General features: G+C 71.0%; 11 protein-coding genes and 1 pseudogene. 9 read left to right on the top strand and 3 right to left on the bottom strand.

The window, feature by feature from the left end:
• The first annotated feature begins 21 nt into the window (after nt 1-21).
• The 7 genes from ACFZBU_RS41685 to ACFZBU_RS41655 all read left to right on the top strand — a co-directional run bounded on the left by ACFZBU_RS41685 (nt 22) and on the right by ACFZBU_RS41655 (nt 11,655).
• On the top strand, nt 22-2,193 hold the full coding sequence (locus ACFZBU_RS41685) for a xanthine dehydrogenase family protein molybdopterin-binding subunit (RefSeq protein ID WP_391589002.1): 2,172 nt from the start codon (nt 22-24) through the stop codon (nt 2,191-2,193).
• A gap of 118 nt (nt 2,194-2,311) precedes the next feature.
• Nucleotides 2,312-3,718 carry an MFS transporter gene (locus ACFZBU_RS41680; RefSeq protein ID WP_391589001.1) on the top strand — a complete coding sequence of 469 codons (1,407 nt, stop codon included), beginning with the start codon at nt 2,312-2,314 and terminating at the stop codon, nt 3,716-3,718.
• 223 nt (nt 3,719-3,941) lie between these two features.
• Complete coding sequence (locus tag ACFZBU_RS41675) at nt 3,942-6,359, top strand: hypothetical protein (RefSeq protein ID WP_391589000.1); 2,418 nt, start codon at nt 3,942-3,944, stop codon at nt 6,357-6,359.
• A complete protein-coding gene (locus ACFZBU_RS41670) occupies nt 6,356-7,369 on the top strand; it encodes an aminoglycoside phosphotransferase family protein (protein WP_391588999.1) in 1,014 nt (337 codons plus the stop codon). Before ACFZBU_RS41675 ends, ACFZBU_RS41670 begins: the two co-directional genes overlap by 4 nt.
• Nucleotides 7,370-7,561: 192 nt before the next feature.
• Nucleotides 7,562-9,343: a DEAD/DEAH box helicase gene (locus tag ACFZBU_RS41665; protein WP_391588998.1), complete on the top strand. Its 1,782-nt coding sequence runs from the start codon at nt 7,562-7,564 to the stop codon at nt 9,341-9,343.
• 639 nt (nt 9,344-9,982) lie between these two features.
• Nucleotides 9,983-10,654, top strand: coding sequence for an IclR family transcriptional regulator (locus ACFZBU_RS41660; protein WP_391588997.1), 672 nt, complete (start codon nt 9,983-9,985; stop codon nt 10,652-10,654).
• 221 nt (nt 10,655-10,875) lie between these two features.
• A complete protein-coding gene (locus ACFZBU_RS41655) occupies nt 10,876-11,655 on the top strand; it encodes a PDZ domain-containing protein (protein WP_391589037.1) in 780 nt (259 codons plus the stop codon).
• Nucleotides 11,656-11,937: 282 nt separating this feature from the next.
• Here the strand turns inward: ACFZBU_RS41655 and ACFZBU_RS41650 are convergent.
• The 3 genes and pseudogenes from ACFZBU_RS41650 to ACFZBU_RS41640 form a co-directional block, all read right to left on the bottom strand.
• A pseudogene (locus tag ACFZBU_RS41650) lies at nt 11,938-12,687 on the bottom strand (ABC transporter ATP-binding protein); the annotation flags it as partial.
• A complete protein-coding gene (locus ACFZBU_RS41645; protein ID WP_391588996.1) occupies nt 12,680-13,327 on the bottom strand; it encodes an ABC transporter permease in 648 nt (215 codons plus the stop codon). The gene ACFZBU_RS41645 and the pseudogene ACFZBU_RS41650, both read right to left, overlap by 8 nt.
• A 111-nt stretch (nt 13,328-13,438) precedes the next feature.
• Nucleotides 13,439-13,909, bottom strand: a complete 471-nt coding sequence (locus tag ACFZBU_RS41640) for an Lrp/AsnC family transcriptional regulator (RefSeq protein ID WP_391588995.1) — start codon at nt 13,907-13,909, stop codon at nt 13,439-13,441.
• 71 nt (nt 13,910-13,980) lie between these two features.
• Between ACFZBU_RS41640 and ACFZBU_RS41635 the strand changes: the two genes are divergently transcribed.
• Both ACFZBU_RS41635 and ACFZBU_RS41630 read left to right on the top strand, forming a co-directional pair.
• Nucleotides 13,981-15,348, top strand: coding sequence for an FAD-binding oxidoreductase (locus tag ACFZBU_RS41635; protein ID WP_391588994.1), 1,368 nt, complete (start codon nt 13,981-13,983; stop codon nt 15,346-15,348).
• Nucleotides 15,349-15,963: 615 nt separating this feature from the next.
• Nucleotides 15,964-16,824 carry a helix-turn-helix transcriptional regulator gene (locus ACFZBU_RS41630; RefSeq protein WP_391588993.1) on the top strand — a complete coding sequence of 287 codons (861 nt, stop codon included), beginning with the start codon at nt 15,964-15,966 and terminating at the stop codon, nt 16,822-16,824.
• Nucleotides 16,825-17,132: the final 308 nt, after the last annotated feature.

Raw genomic sequence — 17,132 nt, 5'->3', positions numbered from 1 at the left:
CCAAGTGATCGGCACGAACCGGTGATCGGCGAGTCCGCACCGCGCCCCGACGGGGACGCCAAGGCACGGGGACGGTTCTCCTATACCGGCGACCTGTGGGCGCCGGGCCTGCTGTGGTGCGTACTGGTGCGCTCGCCGCACCGACACGCGCGGATCCTGGGCGTGGACGCGGCCCCGGCCTACGCGGTGCCGGGCGTACGCGGCGTGGTCACCGCGGCGGATCTGCCGCCGGGCGCATGCCACGGCGTGATCGTGGCGGACCGGCCGGTGCTCGCGGACGGCGTGGTGCGCTTCGCCGGGGAGGCGGTTGCCGCCGTCGCCGCGGAGACCCTGCACGCGGCGCGGGCCGGCGCCGCGGCGGTGTTGGTGTCGTACCAGCCGTTGGAGGCCGCCTCGGACCCCGAACACGCCTTCGCCGGACCGCCGTTGCATCCGGACGGCAATGTGCTGCGGCACATCGCGCTGCGCCATGGCCGGCCGGTCAAGCTGCGTCGGGACGGCACGCCGGTGGACGAGGTGGTGGTCGAGGGGCTGTACGAGGTGCCCGCGCAGTACCAGGCCAACCCGGCCACCGACGCCGCGCTCGCGTTGCCCTCGCCGGACGGCGGCGTCGAACTGCACGTGGCCTCGCCGTACCCGCACGCGGACCGGGACCAGGTCGCGGAGTGTCTGGGGCTGCCCGCCGGGATGGTCCGACTGATGCCCACCGGCGTGGGCGGCTCCTCGGGCACGCGCGAGGACGTCGGGCTGACCACCGTGGTCGGGCTGCTGGCGCTGCGCACCGGACGGCCGGTCAAGGCGGTGCTGGAGCGGGACGAGTCGTTGCGGCTGGGCGGGCATCGGCACGCGGCGCGGATGAAGTACACCCATCGGGCGGACCGGGACGGCCGGCTGCTCGGCGTGGAGGCGCAGATCATCCTGGACGGCGGCGCGTACGCGGGCGTCTCGGCGGAGGTGATCGGGCGGCTGATCGGCTGTGCGGCGGGGCCGTACATGGTGCCGTACGCGGTGGTCGACGCGTGGGCGGTGCGGACCAACAATCCGCCGGCGGGGGCGATGCGCGGGCCCGGCGCGGTGCAGGTGTGCTTCGCACACGAGGCGCAGATGGACAAGCTCGCGGACGCGCTCGGGATGGACCCGGTGGAGTTGCGGCTGCGCAACGCGCTCAGCTCCGGAACGATGTTGACGACGGGTCAGGTGCTGGACGGGCCGGTGCCGGTGGGCGCCGCGCTGCGGGCGGTGGCGGAGGCCGCGCCGCCGGCCGCGCCGCCGGCGCCGGGGACGTTGCGCGGGACGGGGTACGCGGTCGGGCTGATGCCGCTGCTGGGGATCGAGGGGGCGGACGAGTCCTCGACGGCGACCGTGCGGCTCGACGGCGGCGTGGTGACGGTGACGTGCGCGGCGGTCGAGGTCGGGCAGGGCTTCGTGACGCTGGCGCGGCAGATAGTGGACGAGGTGCTGGGGGTGCCGGACGCGATCGTGCTCCAGGCCGGCATCGCGCTGCCTACGGCGGGGGCGCCGGGGGTGGGGCGGCATACCTGGCTGACGGCGGGCGCGGTGGAGCAGGCGGCACGGGAGATCCGCGAGCGGCTGTTGGCGCCGGTGGCGGCGCGCTACGGGATGACGGCGCGGTTGTTGGACGTGCGGGACGGGCGGATCAGGTCCTACGACGGGCTGATCGACCTGTCGGTGGACGCGATGTACGAGGACACCGCGACGGTGACCACGGCGGGCGCGTGCCGGGCGCCGAGCACCGAGCCGCTGGACGACGCCGGGCAGGGCAACGCCTATCCGGCGGTGGCCTTCTCGGCCTGTCGCGTCGTGGTCGACCTGGACCCGGAACTGGGCACGATCCGGGTGGTGGACGTGACCGGCGCCTACGACGCGGGGCGGGTGCTGGATCCCGCGCAGGCCCGGGTGCGGGTGGAGAGTTCGGTGGCGATGGGGCTCGGGCTGGCGCTGACGGAGGACATCGAGTTCGCGTGGTCGCCGCCGGGGACGTGGGACGTGCCGCCGGTGCGGGTGGCCGCGTGGATCGAGGAGCCGCAACCGGGCGCACCGTTCGGCGCGAAGGGCCTGGGCGACGCGGCCATCGTGCCGGTGCCGGCGGCGGTCGCGGCGGCGGTGCGGGATGCGACGGGGTTGGAACTGCCGCGGTTGCCGCTGCGGCCTCGGGACGTGGTGGTGGATTAGGGGGTGTGGGAACGGGGACGGGGGCGGGTCGCGGGGGCTCGTGCGGGTCGGGGTGGTTGACAGGCTGCGCCGATTGCATTGATAAGTAGGTTGAAATGGCAGGGTCTAGGCTGTCTCGGTGACAGCCGTAGGGGAGTCGAAGTCCGCGCGACGGAGCGCCGAGAAGTCCGACCGGGAACCCGGTGTACTGACCCGGCCCTATCTTCAACTCACGCTCGGGATCGTGTCGGTCGTCCTGCTGATCGCCTTCGAGGCGATGGCCGTGGGCACCGCGATGCCGGTGGCGGTCAAGGAACTCGACGGCGTGCCGCTGTACGCCCTGGCCTTCTCCGCGTTCTTCACCACGAGCCTGCTCGCCATGGTGGTCTCCGGCGAATGGTGTGACGCGCGTGGACCGAGGCTGCCACTGTTCGGCGGGATCGGGGCGTTCGCGGCCGGACTCGTGCTGGCCGGCACCGCGCAGTCGATGTGGCCGTTCATCGTGGGCCGGGCCGTGCAGGGCCTCGGCGGCGGGCTCGTGATCGTGTCGCTGTACGTGGTGGTCGGCAAGGCGTACCCGTCCGCGCTGCGCCCGCGGGTGTTCTCTGCGTTCTCCGCGGCGTGGGTGCTGCCCTCGATCGTCGGGCCGCCGGTGTCCGGGCTGGTCACCGACCACCTGGGGTGGCGCTGGGTGTTCCTGGCCATCCCGGTGCTCGTGGTGTTGCCGATCGTGATGATGCTGCCGCAACTGCAGCGGATGGCGGGCGAGTCGGACCCGGACGCGCGGATGAACCGGCGCCGGATCGGCGCGGCGATCGGCGCCTCGGTGGGCGCGGGCATGTTGCAGTACGGCGGGCAACACCTGAACGTGGTGGGCGTACTGCTGCTCGTCGCCGGCCTGGCGCTGATGGCGGTGACGGTGCCTCGGCTGCTGCCGGTGGGCACGCTGCGCGCGGTGCGCGGGCTGCCGGCGGTGATCCTGTCCCGGGGCGTGCTCGCGGGGGCGTTCTTCGCGGTCGAGTCCTTCGTACCGCTGATGCTGGTCAGCGAGCACGGCCTGTCGCCGACCGAGGCGGGGCTGACCCTGACCGTGGGCGCGCTGTCCTGGGCGTTGGGGTCCTGGTACCAGGGCCGCTCGCCGCACGAGCGTCGGCCGCGCCTGATCCAGGTGGGCTTCCTCTTCGTGGCGATCGCGATCGGCGGGGCGCTGCTCGCGCTGGTCCCCGGGGTCTCCCCGTACGCGGTCACCGTCGGCTGGTTCTTCGGCGGCGCCGGCATGGGCATGGCCGTCTCGTCGGTGAGCGTGCTCACCCTCGACCTGTCCACGCCGGAGGAGTCCGGCACCAACTCCTCCTCCCTCCAGGTCGCCGACTCGCTCGGCACGATCGTCATGGTCGGCCTGGCCGGCGCCATCTTCGCCGCCCTGCACGAGGGCACCGGCAAGGACGCCGGCGTCTTCACCCTGATCTTCGCCATCATGCTGGGCGTGTCCCTCCTCGGCGCCCTCCTGGCCCCGAGAATCCGCCGCCCCGACCCGCAGCCCTGACCCCACCCGCCCGCCGGCACCATCGCGCACCGCCCGCCGGCACCTCCGCGTACCGCCCGCCGGCCGAAGCAATTCCACTACACCCACGCAATCCCCCGACTACCCTGAGTCCCGACCGCCTGCTCCGACGCGGGCTTCGGGGATCGGGGACCTCATGCCTTTACAGCCACGATTTCGTCGATCCGCAGGTTCCCAGCGCCGGTTCGTCGACCGGGAAGAGGCCATGGCGGCCTTCGAGGACGCCTGGGCGGGCGGTGGGGACGGCCTGCGGGTCGTGAACGTGACGGGCGTCGGCGGGATCGGGAAATCGCGATTCCTGCGTGAATGCCAACTGCGGCTGGAGTCCGAGGCCCGTACCGTGCTGCTGGACCTCCAGATTCCGGCCCTGCGCGAACAGGACGCCGCACTCGCGGTATTGCGTTCCCGCCTCGGTGCCCAGGGCGCCCAGTTTCCGCGCTACGACATTGCCTACCTTGCGCTGTGGCAGCGTCTGCACCCCCACCTGCAGATTTCGCTCGCCGATGTGGCCGCCCGGCAGCAGAGTGCGGTGTTGACCGATCTCGCGGACGCGGCGGGTGGGCTGCCGGTCTTTCGGACCGTCGGCGGACTGCTTCAGCTTGCCGGTCGTTCGTCCGCGAGGTTCAAACGGTGGCGTTGGCTCAAGAACGACGAGACCCTGCATCGGCTCGACGAACTCGACCCCGCCGAACTCGCCGATGCCGCCACGTTCCTGTTCGCCGAGGATCTGCGCCGGGCCAGTGTGGAGCAGCGATACCTCGTCTGTATCGACGCGTACGAGGCATTGGTGGGCGGCAGCACCCGGGCGGGCCGTACCGCCGGGCTGGACGCGTGGCTGCGGGATCTCGTGTCGCAGTTGGACCGAGGCCTGGTACTGATCGCGAGCCGAGAGCCACTGGGTTGGGAGACGTACGACAGCCAATGGACCGCGCACTTGATCCAGGTGCCCCTGGACGGTCTGCCGATGACCGCGCGGGTCGAACTGCTCGAAGCGCACGGGGTGTCCGATGTCCGCGCTCGCACCGCCCTGGCCCGGGCCAGCTCCGGCGTGCCCTTCTACCTCAATCTGGCCCTCGACGCGGATTCCGGTGCGGATCAGGGTGACAGCGCGCTGACCCCCGCTGTCTCGGGGGAGGAGATCCTCGAACGTTTTCTCCAGCATGTGGATCCGCAAGAGGTCCGACTGCTCGAAGTCCTCGCCGTGGCTCGCACGATCGACTACGACATCTTTCGCACCGTCGCGGACGCGTTCGGGTTGTCGGCGGATCGGCGGACCTGGGAGACGTTGACCGCCTATTCCTTCGTCCAGCCGGCGGGCGCCGAGCGATTCCAACTGCACCAACTGATGGCGACCGAACTGAGGGCGCGTCAGACGGCGGAAATGCGGCAGGCCGTGCACCGCGTGCTGCGGACCCTGTGGCGGGAACGAGCCGATCGGGTGGTGGGCCTCGCGAGCACTCGCCGGACGATCGGCGCACAACTGCGCGAGGTCGCCTTCCACAGCATGTATGCCGGGGAGTTCGCCCCGCGTGATCTGCTCGCCCTCACCGCGGAGATCGCCGCGAGCGGCGGCATCCGTTCCCTGGGCGGTGTCGTCGAGGACGTGCGGCGCTTCTGTGCGGCGGACGACCACCCCCGTGCCGACCTGGAGATGGCTGCCCGCTGTGTGGAGGCCGAGACCGCGGTCCTGGTCGGGGACGTCGAGCACGCCGAGGCATTGACCCGTGGCCTGGCGGCTGTCGATGGCGACAGTTCGGCTCAGGTACGTCTGGCGCTCGCCGGCGCGGACGCGTTGCGCGTGCTCGGTCGGACCTCGGAGGCGCTCGGCCGGTACTCGTCGTTGTGGCAGTCGGCCACGGTCCCGGAGGGCCGAAGTGCGGCGCTGTGGGCAGCGGACCTCTACATGGCGGGCGGACGCTTTCGCGACGCGGAGAACCTGGTCAACGGCCTCACCGGCACGCTTCGTCGGGACGAACACATGCTGCGCGGGGACACCGCGAGGCTGATCCACCTGGGTCGGCGGTTCGCCTTCGATTTTCCGGCCGCCCGCAGCAGTCTGGACCAGGCGCAACTGCACTATCTGGAGGCCGGATCCGCGGTCCGACTCGCGAATCTGGTGGTCAATCGAGCCGAGTTCCTGGCCTGGACGGAACCCGAGCATGCCGGTGACGTGGCGGACGAGGCGATCGCGCTACAGCGGGACATCGGTGCCCTCCACGAGCTCGGCAAGGCGTACACGGCCAAGGCGCTGGCCCTGCTCCGGTGCGGGCGCATCGCCGAGGCAGAGGCCTCCTTGGAGACCGCTCTGGAAGTGTTGGGGCGCGCTCGCTACCGCTCCGGAACGGCCCGAGCCCAACTGGTGCGGTCGCTCATCCTGCTCCGCCGCGGTGAACCCGAGAACGCCAGGGGCACCGCCGAGTGGGCGATTCGTGAGTTCGAGGGAGCGGAGGTATACCCGACGCTCGTCCTTGCGGCACTGCACATGCTGCGCAGCACCGGGTCGGCACAACCGGCGCACACAGCATCCCTTGCCCGGGCCCGTGCAGCGATCCGCCCGGTCGACTCCCTTGAGGCGCTCGAGGCGAGAGTCGACGCGTGGGTCGCGACCATTCTGGGGGAATGAGCATGCAACCGGATCCGCTGACGCTCTATCGCACGGCACGCGAGTCCGGAATCAGTGCGTCCGGGTTCTACAACGACAACGTGCGCTCCGAGACCGACGACGGGCCGGTGATCGTCCGGATCCCGATCCACGGTGCGGACGGCATGGATCTGCGCATGTGGCCCGAGCACGAAGTGATCCGGGCGGTGGCGCCGTCCGTCTCGGTGATCCCCGCCGTGTTGCACGTATCGCACGATCCGGCCTTCCAGATCCACCGCTTCATTCCGGGCGACGTGTTGGACACGATCGCGCCGCGCGGCGAATCGGTGCCCGCGCACGTGGCAGGGGATGTGGTGCGCTTCTTCCGGAACATGTCGCGGGTGCCGCTCGACGCACTCCCCGCTCTGCCCGCGGATTGGCCGAAGGACGGGGACACTGCCGGGTTCGGGACGCTGCTCTCTGCCGTGACCGCCGACGTTTGGCGGCGCTTCCGGGAGCCGTACGCGTCGCTCTATGCGGCATTGGGGGTCCCGGCGGATCCGCTCGGCCGAGTGGAGGCGGACTGGGCCACGATGACGAGACGGCCGTTTCGTGCGCTGCACTGTGACATCCACCGCAAGAACCTCATCGTGGCGTCCGGCCGGACCTACTTCCTCGACTGGGAACTCGCCCTGTGGGGAGACCCGCTGTACGACCTGGCCGTGCACCTGCACAAGATGGACTACTTCCCGGACGAAGCCGAGGCGGTCTGCGACGGGTGGTTGGCGGCGATGCCCGCCGACATGCGGTCGGAGGCGCTTGCGGACCTGCCGGCGTACATCCGGCACGAACGGGTCAAGTCCGCTCTCGTCGACACGGTTCGGTACTCCAAGTTGATCCCGGTGGCGATCGATGCCGGGGTCGAGGAGCGCCTGGTGGGGTCGTTGACGACGAAGATCAATCGGGCTCGGGCGGTTTGGGGCGTGGGGGGTTCGTTGGCGGGCGCGGAGGTTCGGCGGATCGTGAGTGCATACGGGTCGACCGCCGAGTGACGACGGATCGGGGCGGCCGAAGGTGATCGTGCGCCGCTCCGCGTGGTGTGGTGTTCGAGGCGCTGCGGGGGGTTTGTCGGGACGCGCCCGGGACGGGTGGGTGGGTTGTGGGGGCGGGGAGGTTGGGGGTTGCTCGGGTAGCCTGAGCGCTTGCCCTCGATCGCCCTCTCGGCTTGGAGCAGACCCGTCGCAGTGAGTACCGCAGCCGCGTCCCATCTGTCCCCGGCCTTCCCGAATCGTGCCCCCTGGGGTACCGCGAACAAGCTGCGTGCGTGGCAGCAGGGGGCTCTCGACACCTATCTCGCACGGCAGCCGCGCGACTTCCTCGCGGTGGCCACGCCGGGTGCCGGCAAGACCACGTTCGCGCTGCGGATCGCGTCGGAGTTGTTGGACGCGCATGTGATCCACCAGATCACCATCGTCGCGCCGACGGAGCATCTGAAGAAGCAGTGGGCCGAGGCCGCCGCGCGGATAGGTCTGCGGATCGACCCGAATTATTCGAGTTCTTCGGGCCCGGTGTCCCGCGAGTATCACGGCATCGCGGTCACCTATGCGGGTGTCGGCGTGCACCCGATGCTGCACCGGCGCCGGGTGGAGAACCGGAAGACGCTGGTGATCCTGGACGAGATCCACCACGCGGGCGACAGCAAGTCGTGGGGCGAGGCGTGCATGGAGGCGTTCGAACCGGCCACCCGCCGGCTCGCGCTGACCGGCACCCCGTTCCGCTCGGACATCAACCCGATCCCGTTCGTCGCGTACGAGGAGGGCAAGGACGGTATCCGCCGCTCGTCCGCCGACTACACCTACGGCTACGGTCACGCCCTCTCGGACGGCGTGGTGCGTCCGGTGATCTTCCTGTCCTACTCCGGCGACCTGCGTTGGCGGACCAAGGCCGGCGACGAGATCGCCGCCTCGCTCGGCGAGCCGATGACCAAGGACGCGATCAGTCAGGCCTGGCGTACCGCGCTGGATCCGCAGGGCGCGTGGATGCCGCAGGTGTTGCGCGCCGCGGACAAGCGGCTGGGTGAGGTACGCAAGGCCATTCCGGACGCCGGCGGCCTGGTGATCGCCACCGACCACGAGTCGGCCCGGGCGTACGCGCGGATGATCCGCGAGATCACGGGGCAGGGCGCCACCCTGGTGTTGTCCGACGACACCGGCGCGTCGAAGAAGATCGGGGACTTCTCCGCGTCCGAGGACCGCTGGATGGTCGCGGTGCGGATGGTCTCCGAGGGCGTTGACGTGCCGCGGCTGTCGGTGGGGGTGTTCGCCACCACGATCTCCACGCCGCTGTTCTTCGCGCAGGCCGTGGGCCGCTTCGTCCGGGCCCGGCGCCGGGGTGAGACGGCGTCGGTGTTCCTGCCCTCCGTGCCGACGCTGCTCCAGCACGCGAACGAGATGGAGATCGAGCGCGATCACGTGCTGGACCGCCCGAAGAAGGAGGGCGGGATGTACGACGAGGAGGACGCCCTCCTCGCGCAGGCCAACGCGCAGAAGGACGAGCCGGGACAGCAGGAGGAGTTCGCGTTCGAGGCGCTGGAGAGCGAGGCGCGGTTCGACCGGGTGCTGTTCGACGGTGCGGAGTTCGGCCTCCAGGCGCACGTGGGCAGCGAGGAGGAAGAGGAGTACCTCGGCCTGCCCGGTCTGCTCGAACCCGACCAGGTGCAGATGCTGCTGCAGTCGCGCCAGGCCAAGCAGGTGGCCAAGAGCCGGCGCAAGCCCGACCACCAGGCCGACCTGTCGGAGAAACCGGCCGATCAGCGCCCTGTGGTGACGCACCGTCAGATGACCGCGATGCGCAAGGAGCTCAACTCGATGGTGGCCGCGTGGCACCACCGCACCGGCCAGACGCACGGGCAGATCCACAACGAGCTGCGTCGGGTGTGCGGCGGGCCGGCGGTGGCCCAGGCGTCGGCCGGGCAGTTGGAGGCGCGGATCGGGAAGATCCGCGAGTGGGCCACCTCGGGCCGTTGAGGCCGGTCGGGCCGGGGGTGTGGCTGCGGCGCGATGGCAGGTCCCGGCGGCGGGAAGGCGGTTGGCGGCGCGAAGGCGGGTCGCGGCGGCGTCGCGGTGCGACGGCTCGGCCGAGTGGCAGAGCGGGCCGAGTGGATGTGCGGTTCGGTCCGAGCCGGGCCGGTTCGGTTCCGTTCGGACCCGGCCGAGGGTGGGGAGCGAAGCCTCGTTGCGCGTGTCGATCGGAGTCGGGGTGCCGGTGCCGATCCGGGCGGCGGTCTCATGGGTTGGGACGGTCTGTCCGGCTGGTGAGTACGGGACCGTCTCGCCTCGCGCTCCGGGACGCGTGTCGAGGATCGCATTCGGTGATTTGTGAAGTTTGTGGTATGCATCCCGATTCGGCGGATATTTTTCCTGTCCGTATCCCGGATATCCAGTGCCAAAACTGCCCCCTCTGGTTAGCGTGATCTCCCGACGCGCCGCGAAGGAGAAACCGTCCTTCTCGAGCGTGGGAATCCGTTCGGCCTGCCTGCCGAGTGGTGACGAGTAGGTGTCCTGGCCCCATGATCTGGCGCCGCACAGCCTCGCGAATGTGGTGTTTCGTTCGGGGATCGAACGCCGCTGGACGTAATGCAACGTCACGCGAAGGGAGGGGGGCCGGTGGTCGCCGAAACGTCACAGACCCTGGATCGAGGTCTCAAGGTCCTCGAACTGCTCGCCGATGCCTCGGACGGCCTGTCGGTACACGACATCGCCGCCGCACTCGGTGTCAACCGCACCGTCGTCTACCGCATTCTCGCCACGCTGGAACAGCACGGTCTCGTCCGGCGCGACGAGAGCGGACGTACCAAACTCGGCCTGGGCGCGCTGCAACTGGCCCGTCGGGCACACCCGCTGGTCCGCGACGCGGCGGTGCCCTGTCTGCGCCGACTCGCCGAGGAGACCGGCGCCACCGCCCACCTGACCATCGTGGACGGCATGGAGGCCCTGGTGGTCGCGGTGGCCGAGCCCACCTGGACCGACTACCACGTGGCCTACCGGGTCGGTTCGCGACACGCGCTGGACGCGGGGGCCGCGGGTCTGGCCATCCTCGCCGCGCGCCGGGTGGTGGCGGGCCTGGACGGGCCCAGGTCCTACGTGTACGCCCCCGGCGACGGTCGGCACACGGTGCCCGGGATCGCGGCCTCGGTGCCGGATCTCGCGGCGGTCGAGTCGAGTGTCGGGATCGTCTCGCTCGGCAACCTGGACACCGAGCGGCTGGGCCGCCGGGTGGCCCAGGCGGCGGCCGAACTGTCGGACGAGCTGGGTGGGGTGCGGGTCTCCGCCGCGTAGGGTCGGGCGCTGCGGCGAAGGGCGGGGCGCCGGCGCGAGGCGTCGGGCGCTGCCGCGAGATGCGGGGTGCTGCTTCGAGGCGCCGGGTGTTGTCGCGAGGCGCGAGGCGCTGCCGCGAGGCGCCGGGTGTCGTCGCGAGGTGGCGGATTTCGGGCGTGGATGGCCGGGTGCGGGGTCGGAGAGGCGAGTCCGGTACGGCGGGCGAGGCGGCGCCGTGTTTAATGCCAGGCGTGGCCCGTACCAAGCTCACCCTCCCGGTGTCCCTGCTCCTCGTCGCGATCCTGTTCGGCTTCGCGTTCCTGGTGCCGATGCCGTATGTCCTGATCACGCCGGGATCGGTGGCCGATACGCTCGGCGAGGACGGGGGGCGGCCGGTGGTCGAGATTTCCGGCCCGGTCACGGTGTACCCGACGACCGGGCACCTGCTGCTGACCACGATCCATGCGAGCGGGCGCAACGACAAGCGTCGGCTGGGGTCGCTGCTCGGTGCATGGCTGGACACGGACGAGTCGGTCGTGCCGAGGAAGTCCGTCTACCCGGACGGCAAGTCGGTCGAGCAGGTCGTCGAGACCAACGTCAAGGACATGGTCAAGTCGCAGGACAGCGCGACCGTCGCGGCGCTCAGGTACCTCGGCAAGTCGCCCGACCAGGTCAAGGTCACGCTGCACCTGAACGATGTCGGCGGACCGAGTGCGGGGTTGTTCTTCGCGCTCGGGATCGTGGACAAGCTGACCGAGGGCCAGCTCACCGGCGGGCGAACGATTGCCGGCACGGGGGCGATCGATGCGGACGGCAAGGTCGGCGAGATCGGCGGGCTGCCGATGAAGCTGCTGGCTGCGAAGCGGGCCGGTGCGACGGTCTTCGTTCTGCCCAAGGGGGAGTGTGGGGAGGCCGGGCGGGTGGGGTCCGGAGGGCTTCGGTTGGTTCCCGTCGAGACGCTCTCGGGGGCGGTCGACGCGCTCAATACGTTGAATGCCGGGGGCAAGGTGGCTTCGTGTTGATGTCGGGTGGGCTCGGGCGCTTCGGGGGCTGATTCGGCCTCACGCGTAGTGGTCTGGGCCGATTTCGCCTCATGCGCCGGCCCGGGCTGCTTGGCCTCAGGCGCCGGCCGGGCTGGATTTTGCGACCGGCGTCGAGTGTCAGCCTGGCTGAGGTGGCCTCAAACGCCGGCCGGGCTGAGTGGCTTCATGCACCGGCCCGGGCTATGTGGCCTCGAGCGCCGGCCCGGCTGAACAGCCTCAAACGCCGCCCAGGCTGGATTCGCCGGGTTCGCCTCGACGTCGCGCGCCCGCTCCGACGAAGCCGGCCACGAACTCGTCGGCGGGGTTGGTCAGGATCGCCTCGGGCGTGTCGTACTGGGCGACGTGCGACTGTTCGCGCAGCACCGCGATCCTGTCGCCGAGCTTGACCGCTTCGTCGAAGTCGTGCGTGACGAACACGATCGTCTTGTGCAACTCGTGCTGGATCCGGATCAGTTCGTCCTGAAGGTGGCCCCGTGTGATCGGGTCCGGCGCGCCGAACGGCTCGTCCATCAACAACACCGGCGGATCGCCCGCGAGCGCCCGGGCGATGCCGACCCGCTGCCGCCGACCGCCGGAGAGTTGATGCGGATAGCGGTTGCGGAACTCGGTGCCGTCCAGGCCCACGATCTCCAGGAGTTCGTCCACCCGGCCGGACACCCTGGACCGACTCCAGCCGAGCATCCTCGGTACCAGGGCGATGTTCTGACCGACCGTCATGTGCGGGAACAGGCCGGCGTTCCGGATCGTGTAGCCGATCGTGCGGCGCAGCTTGACCGGGTCCAGGCGGGTCACGTCCCGACCGTCGATCGAGATCCGTCCCGAGGTCGGCTCGATCAGCCGGTTGATCATCTTCATCGTGGTGGTCTTGCCGCTGCCGGACGGCCCGACGAACACCACCAGCCGGCCGGCCGGGATCTCCAGGGTGATCCGGTCCACGGCGGCGACCTTCCGGCCGGGGAAGTGCTTGGTGAGCTCTTCGAGTCGAATCGTCGCACCGGTGACGTCAGCCACGGATCCCCCTGGAAACGGTCAGCCGGCCGAGGAGCGCACAGCCGGCGTCGAACAGAAGGGCGAGCAGGACCACGCCCGAAGTGCCCGCCCAGGCGGCGTTGATCGCGTTCTCGCCGTCCACCCGGGCCGGGCCGGCGGGGATCTCGTTGCCCAGGCCCGACGCGGCCACGTAGGCGACGATCGCCGCGATGCCCATGATCATCCGGGTGGACACCCGGATACCGGTGAGCAGCGCCGGCCACGCGAGCGGCAGCTCGATCCGGAGCAGGATCACCGCCCGGCTCATTCCGATCCCGCGCGCGGCGTCCACAAGCTGTGGATCCACGCCCGCCGGTCCGACGATCGTGTTGCGCACGATCGGGAGCAGCGCGTACAGCACCAGCGCGACCACCGTCGGGGCGACACCCGGGCCGAGCAGCGGGATCACCAGGGCCGGCAGCGCGAACGAGGCGATGGTCGGGACGGTCGCCGTGGTGCCGATCGCGATCCGGGGCGCGAGCGCGCTGCGGTAGGTGGCGACGGCGACCACGATGCCGATCAGCGTCGCGATCACCACGCACCGGAGCACGGCGCTCGCATGCATCCAGGTCTCGATCCAGAGCTGCTCACGGCGGCCGGAGACGTAGTCCCAGAAGCTCAAGGCGGCCCTTCCGCGATCCGGTGACGACCGCAGACGGTTACCGTCGTCGCCCGGCCGGAAAACTCGCGATGGGCCGGGCGTGCCGAATCGTCACTCGTTCCGGTGGCGTCCTCACCCCTCGGTCACCGCGCATTCGACCAGCGGCAGCACCCGGTAGGGCACCGGATTCTCCAGTGCGATCGTGGTGGACGCGCGGACCACACCGTCCAGTTCGATGATCCGCTCGATCACCCGCTGCAGGTCCGCGTTCGAGCGCGCGACGATCCGACACAGCAGGTCGCCCCGACCGGTGATCGCGTGCACCTCGAGCACCTGCGCCACACACTCCAGCTGCTTGCGCAGGTCGCGCCCCTGCCCCTGGCGGATCTCCAGGGTCGCGAAGGCGGTCACCGAGAAGCCGAGCGTGGCGGGATCCACGTCCGGCCCGAAACCCCTGATCACTCCGGCCTCGCGCAGCCGATCCAGGCGCGCCTGTACCGTGCCGCGCGCCACCGCCAGCCGGCGCGAACACTCCACGACACCGATCCGCGGTGTTTCCACCAGCAGCCGGATCAGCGCGGCATCCAACCGGTCGATCTGCAAGGTGCCCTCCCTCGGGGACTGGTTCTCCGGTGCCTACCCTGGGGCCATTCACGGCCACACCGGGAGGCAGTATGACCACCGACCTGATCGCGGCACTGCGGGAGGAGCTGCCCGCGCACGCCCTGGTGACGGACGTGGACATCGCCGCATCGTACGCGCGCGACATGGCCGGCCTGTGTGCGGCCGGTGACCCTGCGGTGGTGGTTCTGCCCGAGACCACCGAGCAGGTGCAACACGTCATGCGGGTGGCCACCCGACTGCGGGTACCGGTGGTCCCGCAGGGCGCGCGCACCGGCCTGTCCGGCGGTGCCAACGCGGTCGACGGCTGCATTGTGCTCTCACTCGTACGGATGAACCGGATCCTGCACATCGACCCCGTCGACCGGACGGCCGTGGTCGAGCCGGGGGTGATCAACGCCGATCTGTCCAGGGCGACCGCCGAGTACGGCCTGGTCTACCCGCCGGACCCGTCCAGTTGGGAGACCTGCACGATCGGCGGCAACATCGGCACCGGTGCGGGCGGGTTGTGCTGCGTCAAGTACGGGGTGACCGCCGAGTACGTGCTCGGGCTGGACGTGGTGCTCGCCGACGGGGAACTGCTGCGCACCGGCCGGCGGACCGCCAAGGGCGTCGCGGGCTACGACCTGACCCGGCTGTTCGTCGGCGCCGAGGGCACCCTGGGCGTGGTCACCCGGGCCACCCTCGCGCTGCGCCCCACGCCGCCGCCCGCGCTGGTGACGGTGGCCCAGTTCGCGAGCACCACCGCGGCGGCGGGCGCGGTGTCGGCGATCATGGCGGCCGGACACACACCCTCGCTGATGGAACTGATGGACGGCACCACGCTGCGTGCGGTGAACGCGATGGCGAACATGGGCCTGCCGGAGCACAGCGCCGCGCTGCTCCTGGTCGCGGTGGACACCCCGGAGCCCGCCGCCGAGTTGGCCGCGATCGAGGCGATCTGTACGCAGGCGGGCGCGTTCGAGGCCTTCACCGCCGAGGACGCCGAGGACTCGGCGCTGTTCATGCAGGCGCGTCGACTCGCGCTGCCCGCGCTGGAACGGCTGGGCACCAGCATGATCGACGACGTCGCGGTGCCGCGCTCGCGGCTCGGCGACATGCTCGACGGGGTGGCCGCGATCGCGAAGCGGCACGACACGGTGATCGGGGTGTGTGCGCACGCGGGGGACGGGAACACCCACCCGATCGTGATCTTCGACGCGACCGACCCGGCGGCGGTCGAGCGGGCCGGGGTCGCGTTCGACGCGATCATGCGGCTGGGGCTGGACCTCGGCGGCACGATCACCGGGGAACACGGTGTGGGCATGCTCAAGCGGGACTGGCTCGCCGAGGAACTGGGGCCGGTCGGCGTGCGGGTGCATCGGGGCGTCAAGGCCGCGTTCGACCCGCTGGGCATCCTCAACCCGGGGAAGGTGATCTGAGGCCGGGGGCGCGGGCGGGGCGTGGTTCCGGAGTGGGGCGGGTCGCGGGCTTCGGGGGTGACGCGCGGGTCCGAGTGCGTTGCCGTGTGTGAGCGGGGCGGAGCGGACTCCGTCGGAAGTCCCGTCATGTACTCCCGGGGTGGCATGGATCGGGGGTACCTCGGGGTTCGGGTCGTCCTCCGGTAGTAGGGCCGATCGGCACTCCCGGGCGACGCCGTACAGGGGGTGCGACACCTAGGTTTGTGGATGTCGCCCCTGCTGGGGCGCACGGTGTCGCCTTCTCGGGCGGGACGGGTTCGTTCGGAGGTGGCGGTCGTGGAGAAGCGGGACAGTCGAGAGGTACGGGTCGCGGCAATCGCGCTGCGCCGCCGTCGACAGGCACGCGCGCAGGCCACCGCCCGACTCGTCACCGCGATCCGCCGCGCCGCCTGATTCTTTCGGTCGCCTGCGCGGTGGCGCGGGTGTGGCGGGCGCGCGTGTACGGGTTGCCCGGCGTGATTGGCTGCGTCGGTGGGCCGGCCGGCCGGATCATCCGGGAGATGCCCAACCGGGCACTGGATATCCAGGGACGGATGGTCCCTGGATACCGGACTCGGCACGTCGGATCCTGAGGGCATGAACGATCGACAGGAACTGGCCGGCTTTCTCCGGGGCTGCCGGGAACGGCTGTGCCCGGCGGACGTGGGGCTGCCCGATGGGGCTCGGCGGCGTACCGCTGGGCTGCGCCGTGAGGAGGTCGCCCGGCTGGCCGGGATGTCGGTCGACTACTACGCGCGGCTGGAACAGAACCGGGGGCCGCACCCGTCGCGGCACCTTCTTGCCGCACTGGCGCGTGCGTTGCGGTTGGAGGAGGACGGTCGTGATCGGCTCTTCCACCTGGCCGGATACGTTCCGCCCGAGTGGTCCTCCGGTGTGGACCAGCACGTGTCACCGGCGATATTGCTGATCCTGGATCGTCTGCACGACGTGCCGGCTCAGGTGATGTCGGACTCGGGCGACGTGCTCGCGCAGAACGCGATGGCGGCGGCGCTGCTCGGGCCGAACGTCGGGCGCAACGTCGTGGTGCGGTGGTTTACCGAGCCGGCCTCGCGGTTGCGCTATCGCGCGGAGGACGCGGACGGGATGTCCCGGACGTACGTGGCCGATCTGCGGGCGGCGCTCGTGGGGCGGCCGGACGATCCTCGGCCTGCGGCGTTGGTGGCGCGGCTGCGGGCGGGGTCGGCGGAGTTCGCTGCGCTCTGGGGCGAGGTGGGTGGGGGACGGGATGTGGGTGGGCGGGGCGCTGTGGGTGGATCGCGCGAGGTGGGGCTGACGGTTCGGCATGCGGAGATCGGGGAGATCACCGTGCGGCGTCAGGTGCTTGTTGCCGGGGAGGCGGGGTTGCGGGTGGTCGTCTACACGGCTCCTGCCGGGAGTTCGGCGGCGGGGCGGTTGGCGCTGTTGCGGGTTGTCGGAGTGCAAACGATGTCGGCCTAGTGGTTGGTGGGTTGGCGGCGGCGGGGTTGGCCTCATGCGCACGTTGGGCGGGGTTGGGTTCGCCTCATGGGCCGGCGGGGCTGTTTGGCCTCATGCGCCGGCCGGGCTGGGTTCGCCTCAAGCGCCGGCGGGGCTGATGGCCTCAAGCGCCGGCCGGGCTGGTTCGCCTCAAGCGCCGGCGGGGCTGTTTGGCCTCAAGCGCCGGCCGGGCTGGTTCGCCTCAAGCGCCGGCGGGGCTGAGTGGCCTCAAACGCCGGCCGGGCTACTTGGCCTCAAGCGCCGGCGGGGCTGAGTGGCCTCAAACGCCG

It is taken from the genome of Embleya sp. NPDC008237, assembly GCF_042956465.1.
Classification (GTDB): Bacteria; Actinomycetota; Actinomycetes; order Streptomycetales; family Streptomycetaceae; genus Embleya.
The sequence above is the reverse complement of the archived record's forward strand: the minus strand, read 5'-3'. Positions and strand labels throughout refer to the sequence as shown.

Excerpts from the sequence above, each read along its gene's own strand:
- ACFZBU_RS41635 (WP_391588994.1), top strand. The coding sequence starts at position 13,981 with ATGACCACCGACCTGATCGCGGCACTGCGGGAGGAGCTGCCCGCGCAC.
- ACFZBU_RS41675 (WP_391589000.1), top strand. The coding sequence starts at position 3,942 with ATGGCGGCCTTCGAGGACGCCTGGGCGGGCGGTGGGGACGGCCTGCGG.
- ACFZBU_RS41655 (WP_391589037.1), top strand. The coding sequence starts at position 10,876 with ATGCCAGGCGTGGCCCGTACCAAGCTCACCCTCCCGGTGTCCCTGCTC.
- ACFZBU_RS41670 (WP_391588999.1), top strand. The coding sequence starts at position 6,356 with ATGAGCATGCAACCGGATCCGCTGACGCTCTATCGCACGGCACGCGAG.
- ACFZBU_RS41630 (WP_391588993.1), top strand. The coding sequence starts at position 15,964 with ATGAACGATCGACAGGAACTGGCCGGCTTTCTCCGGGGCTGCCGGGAA.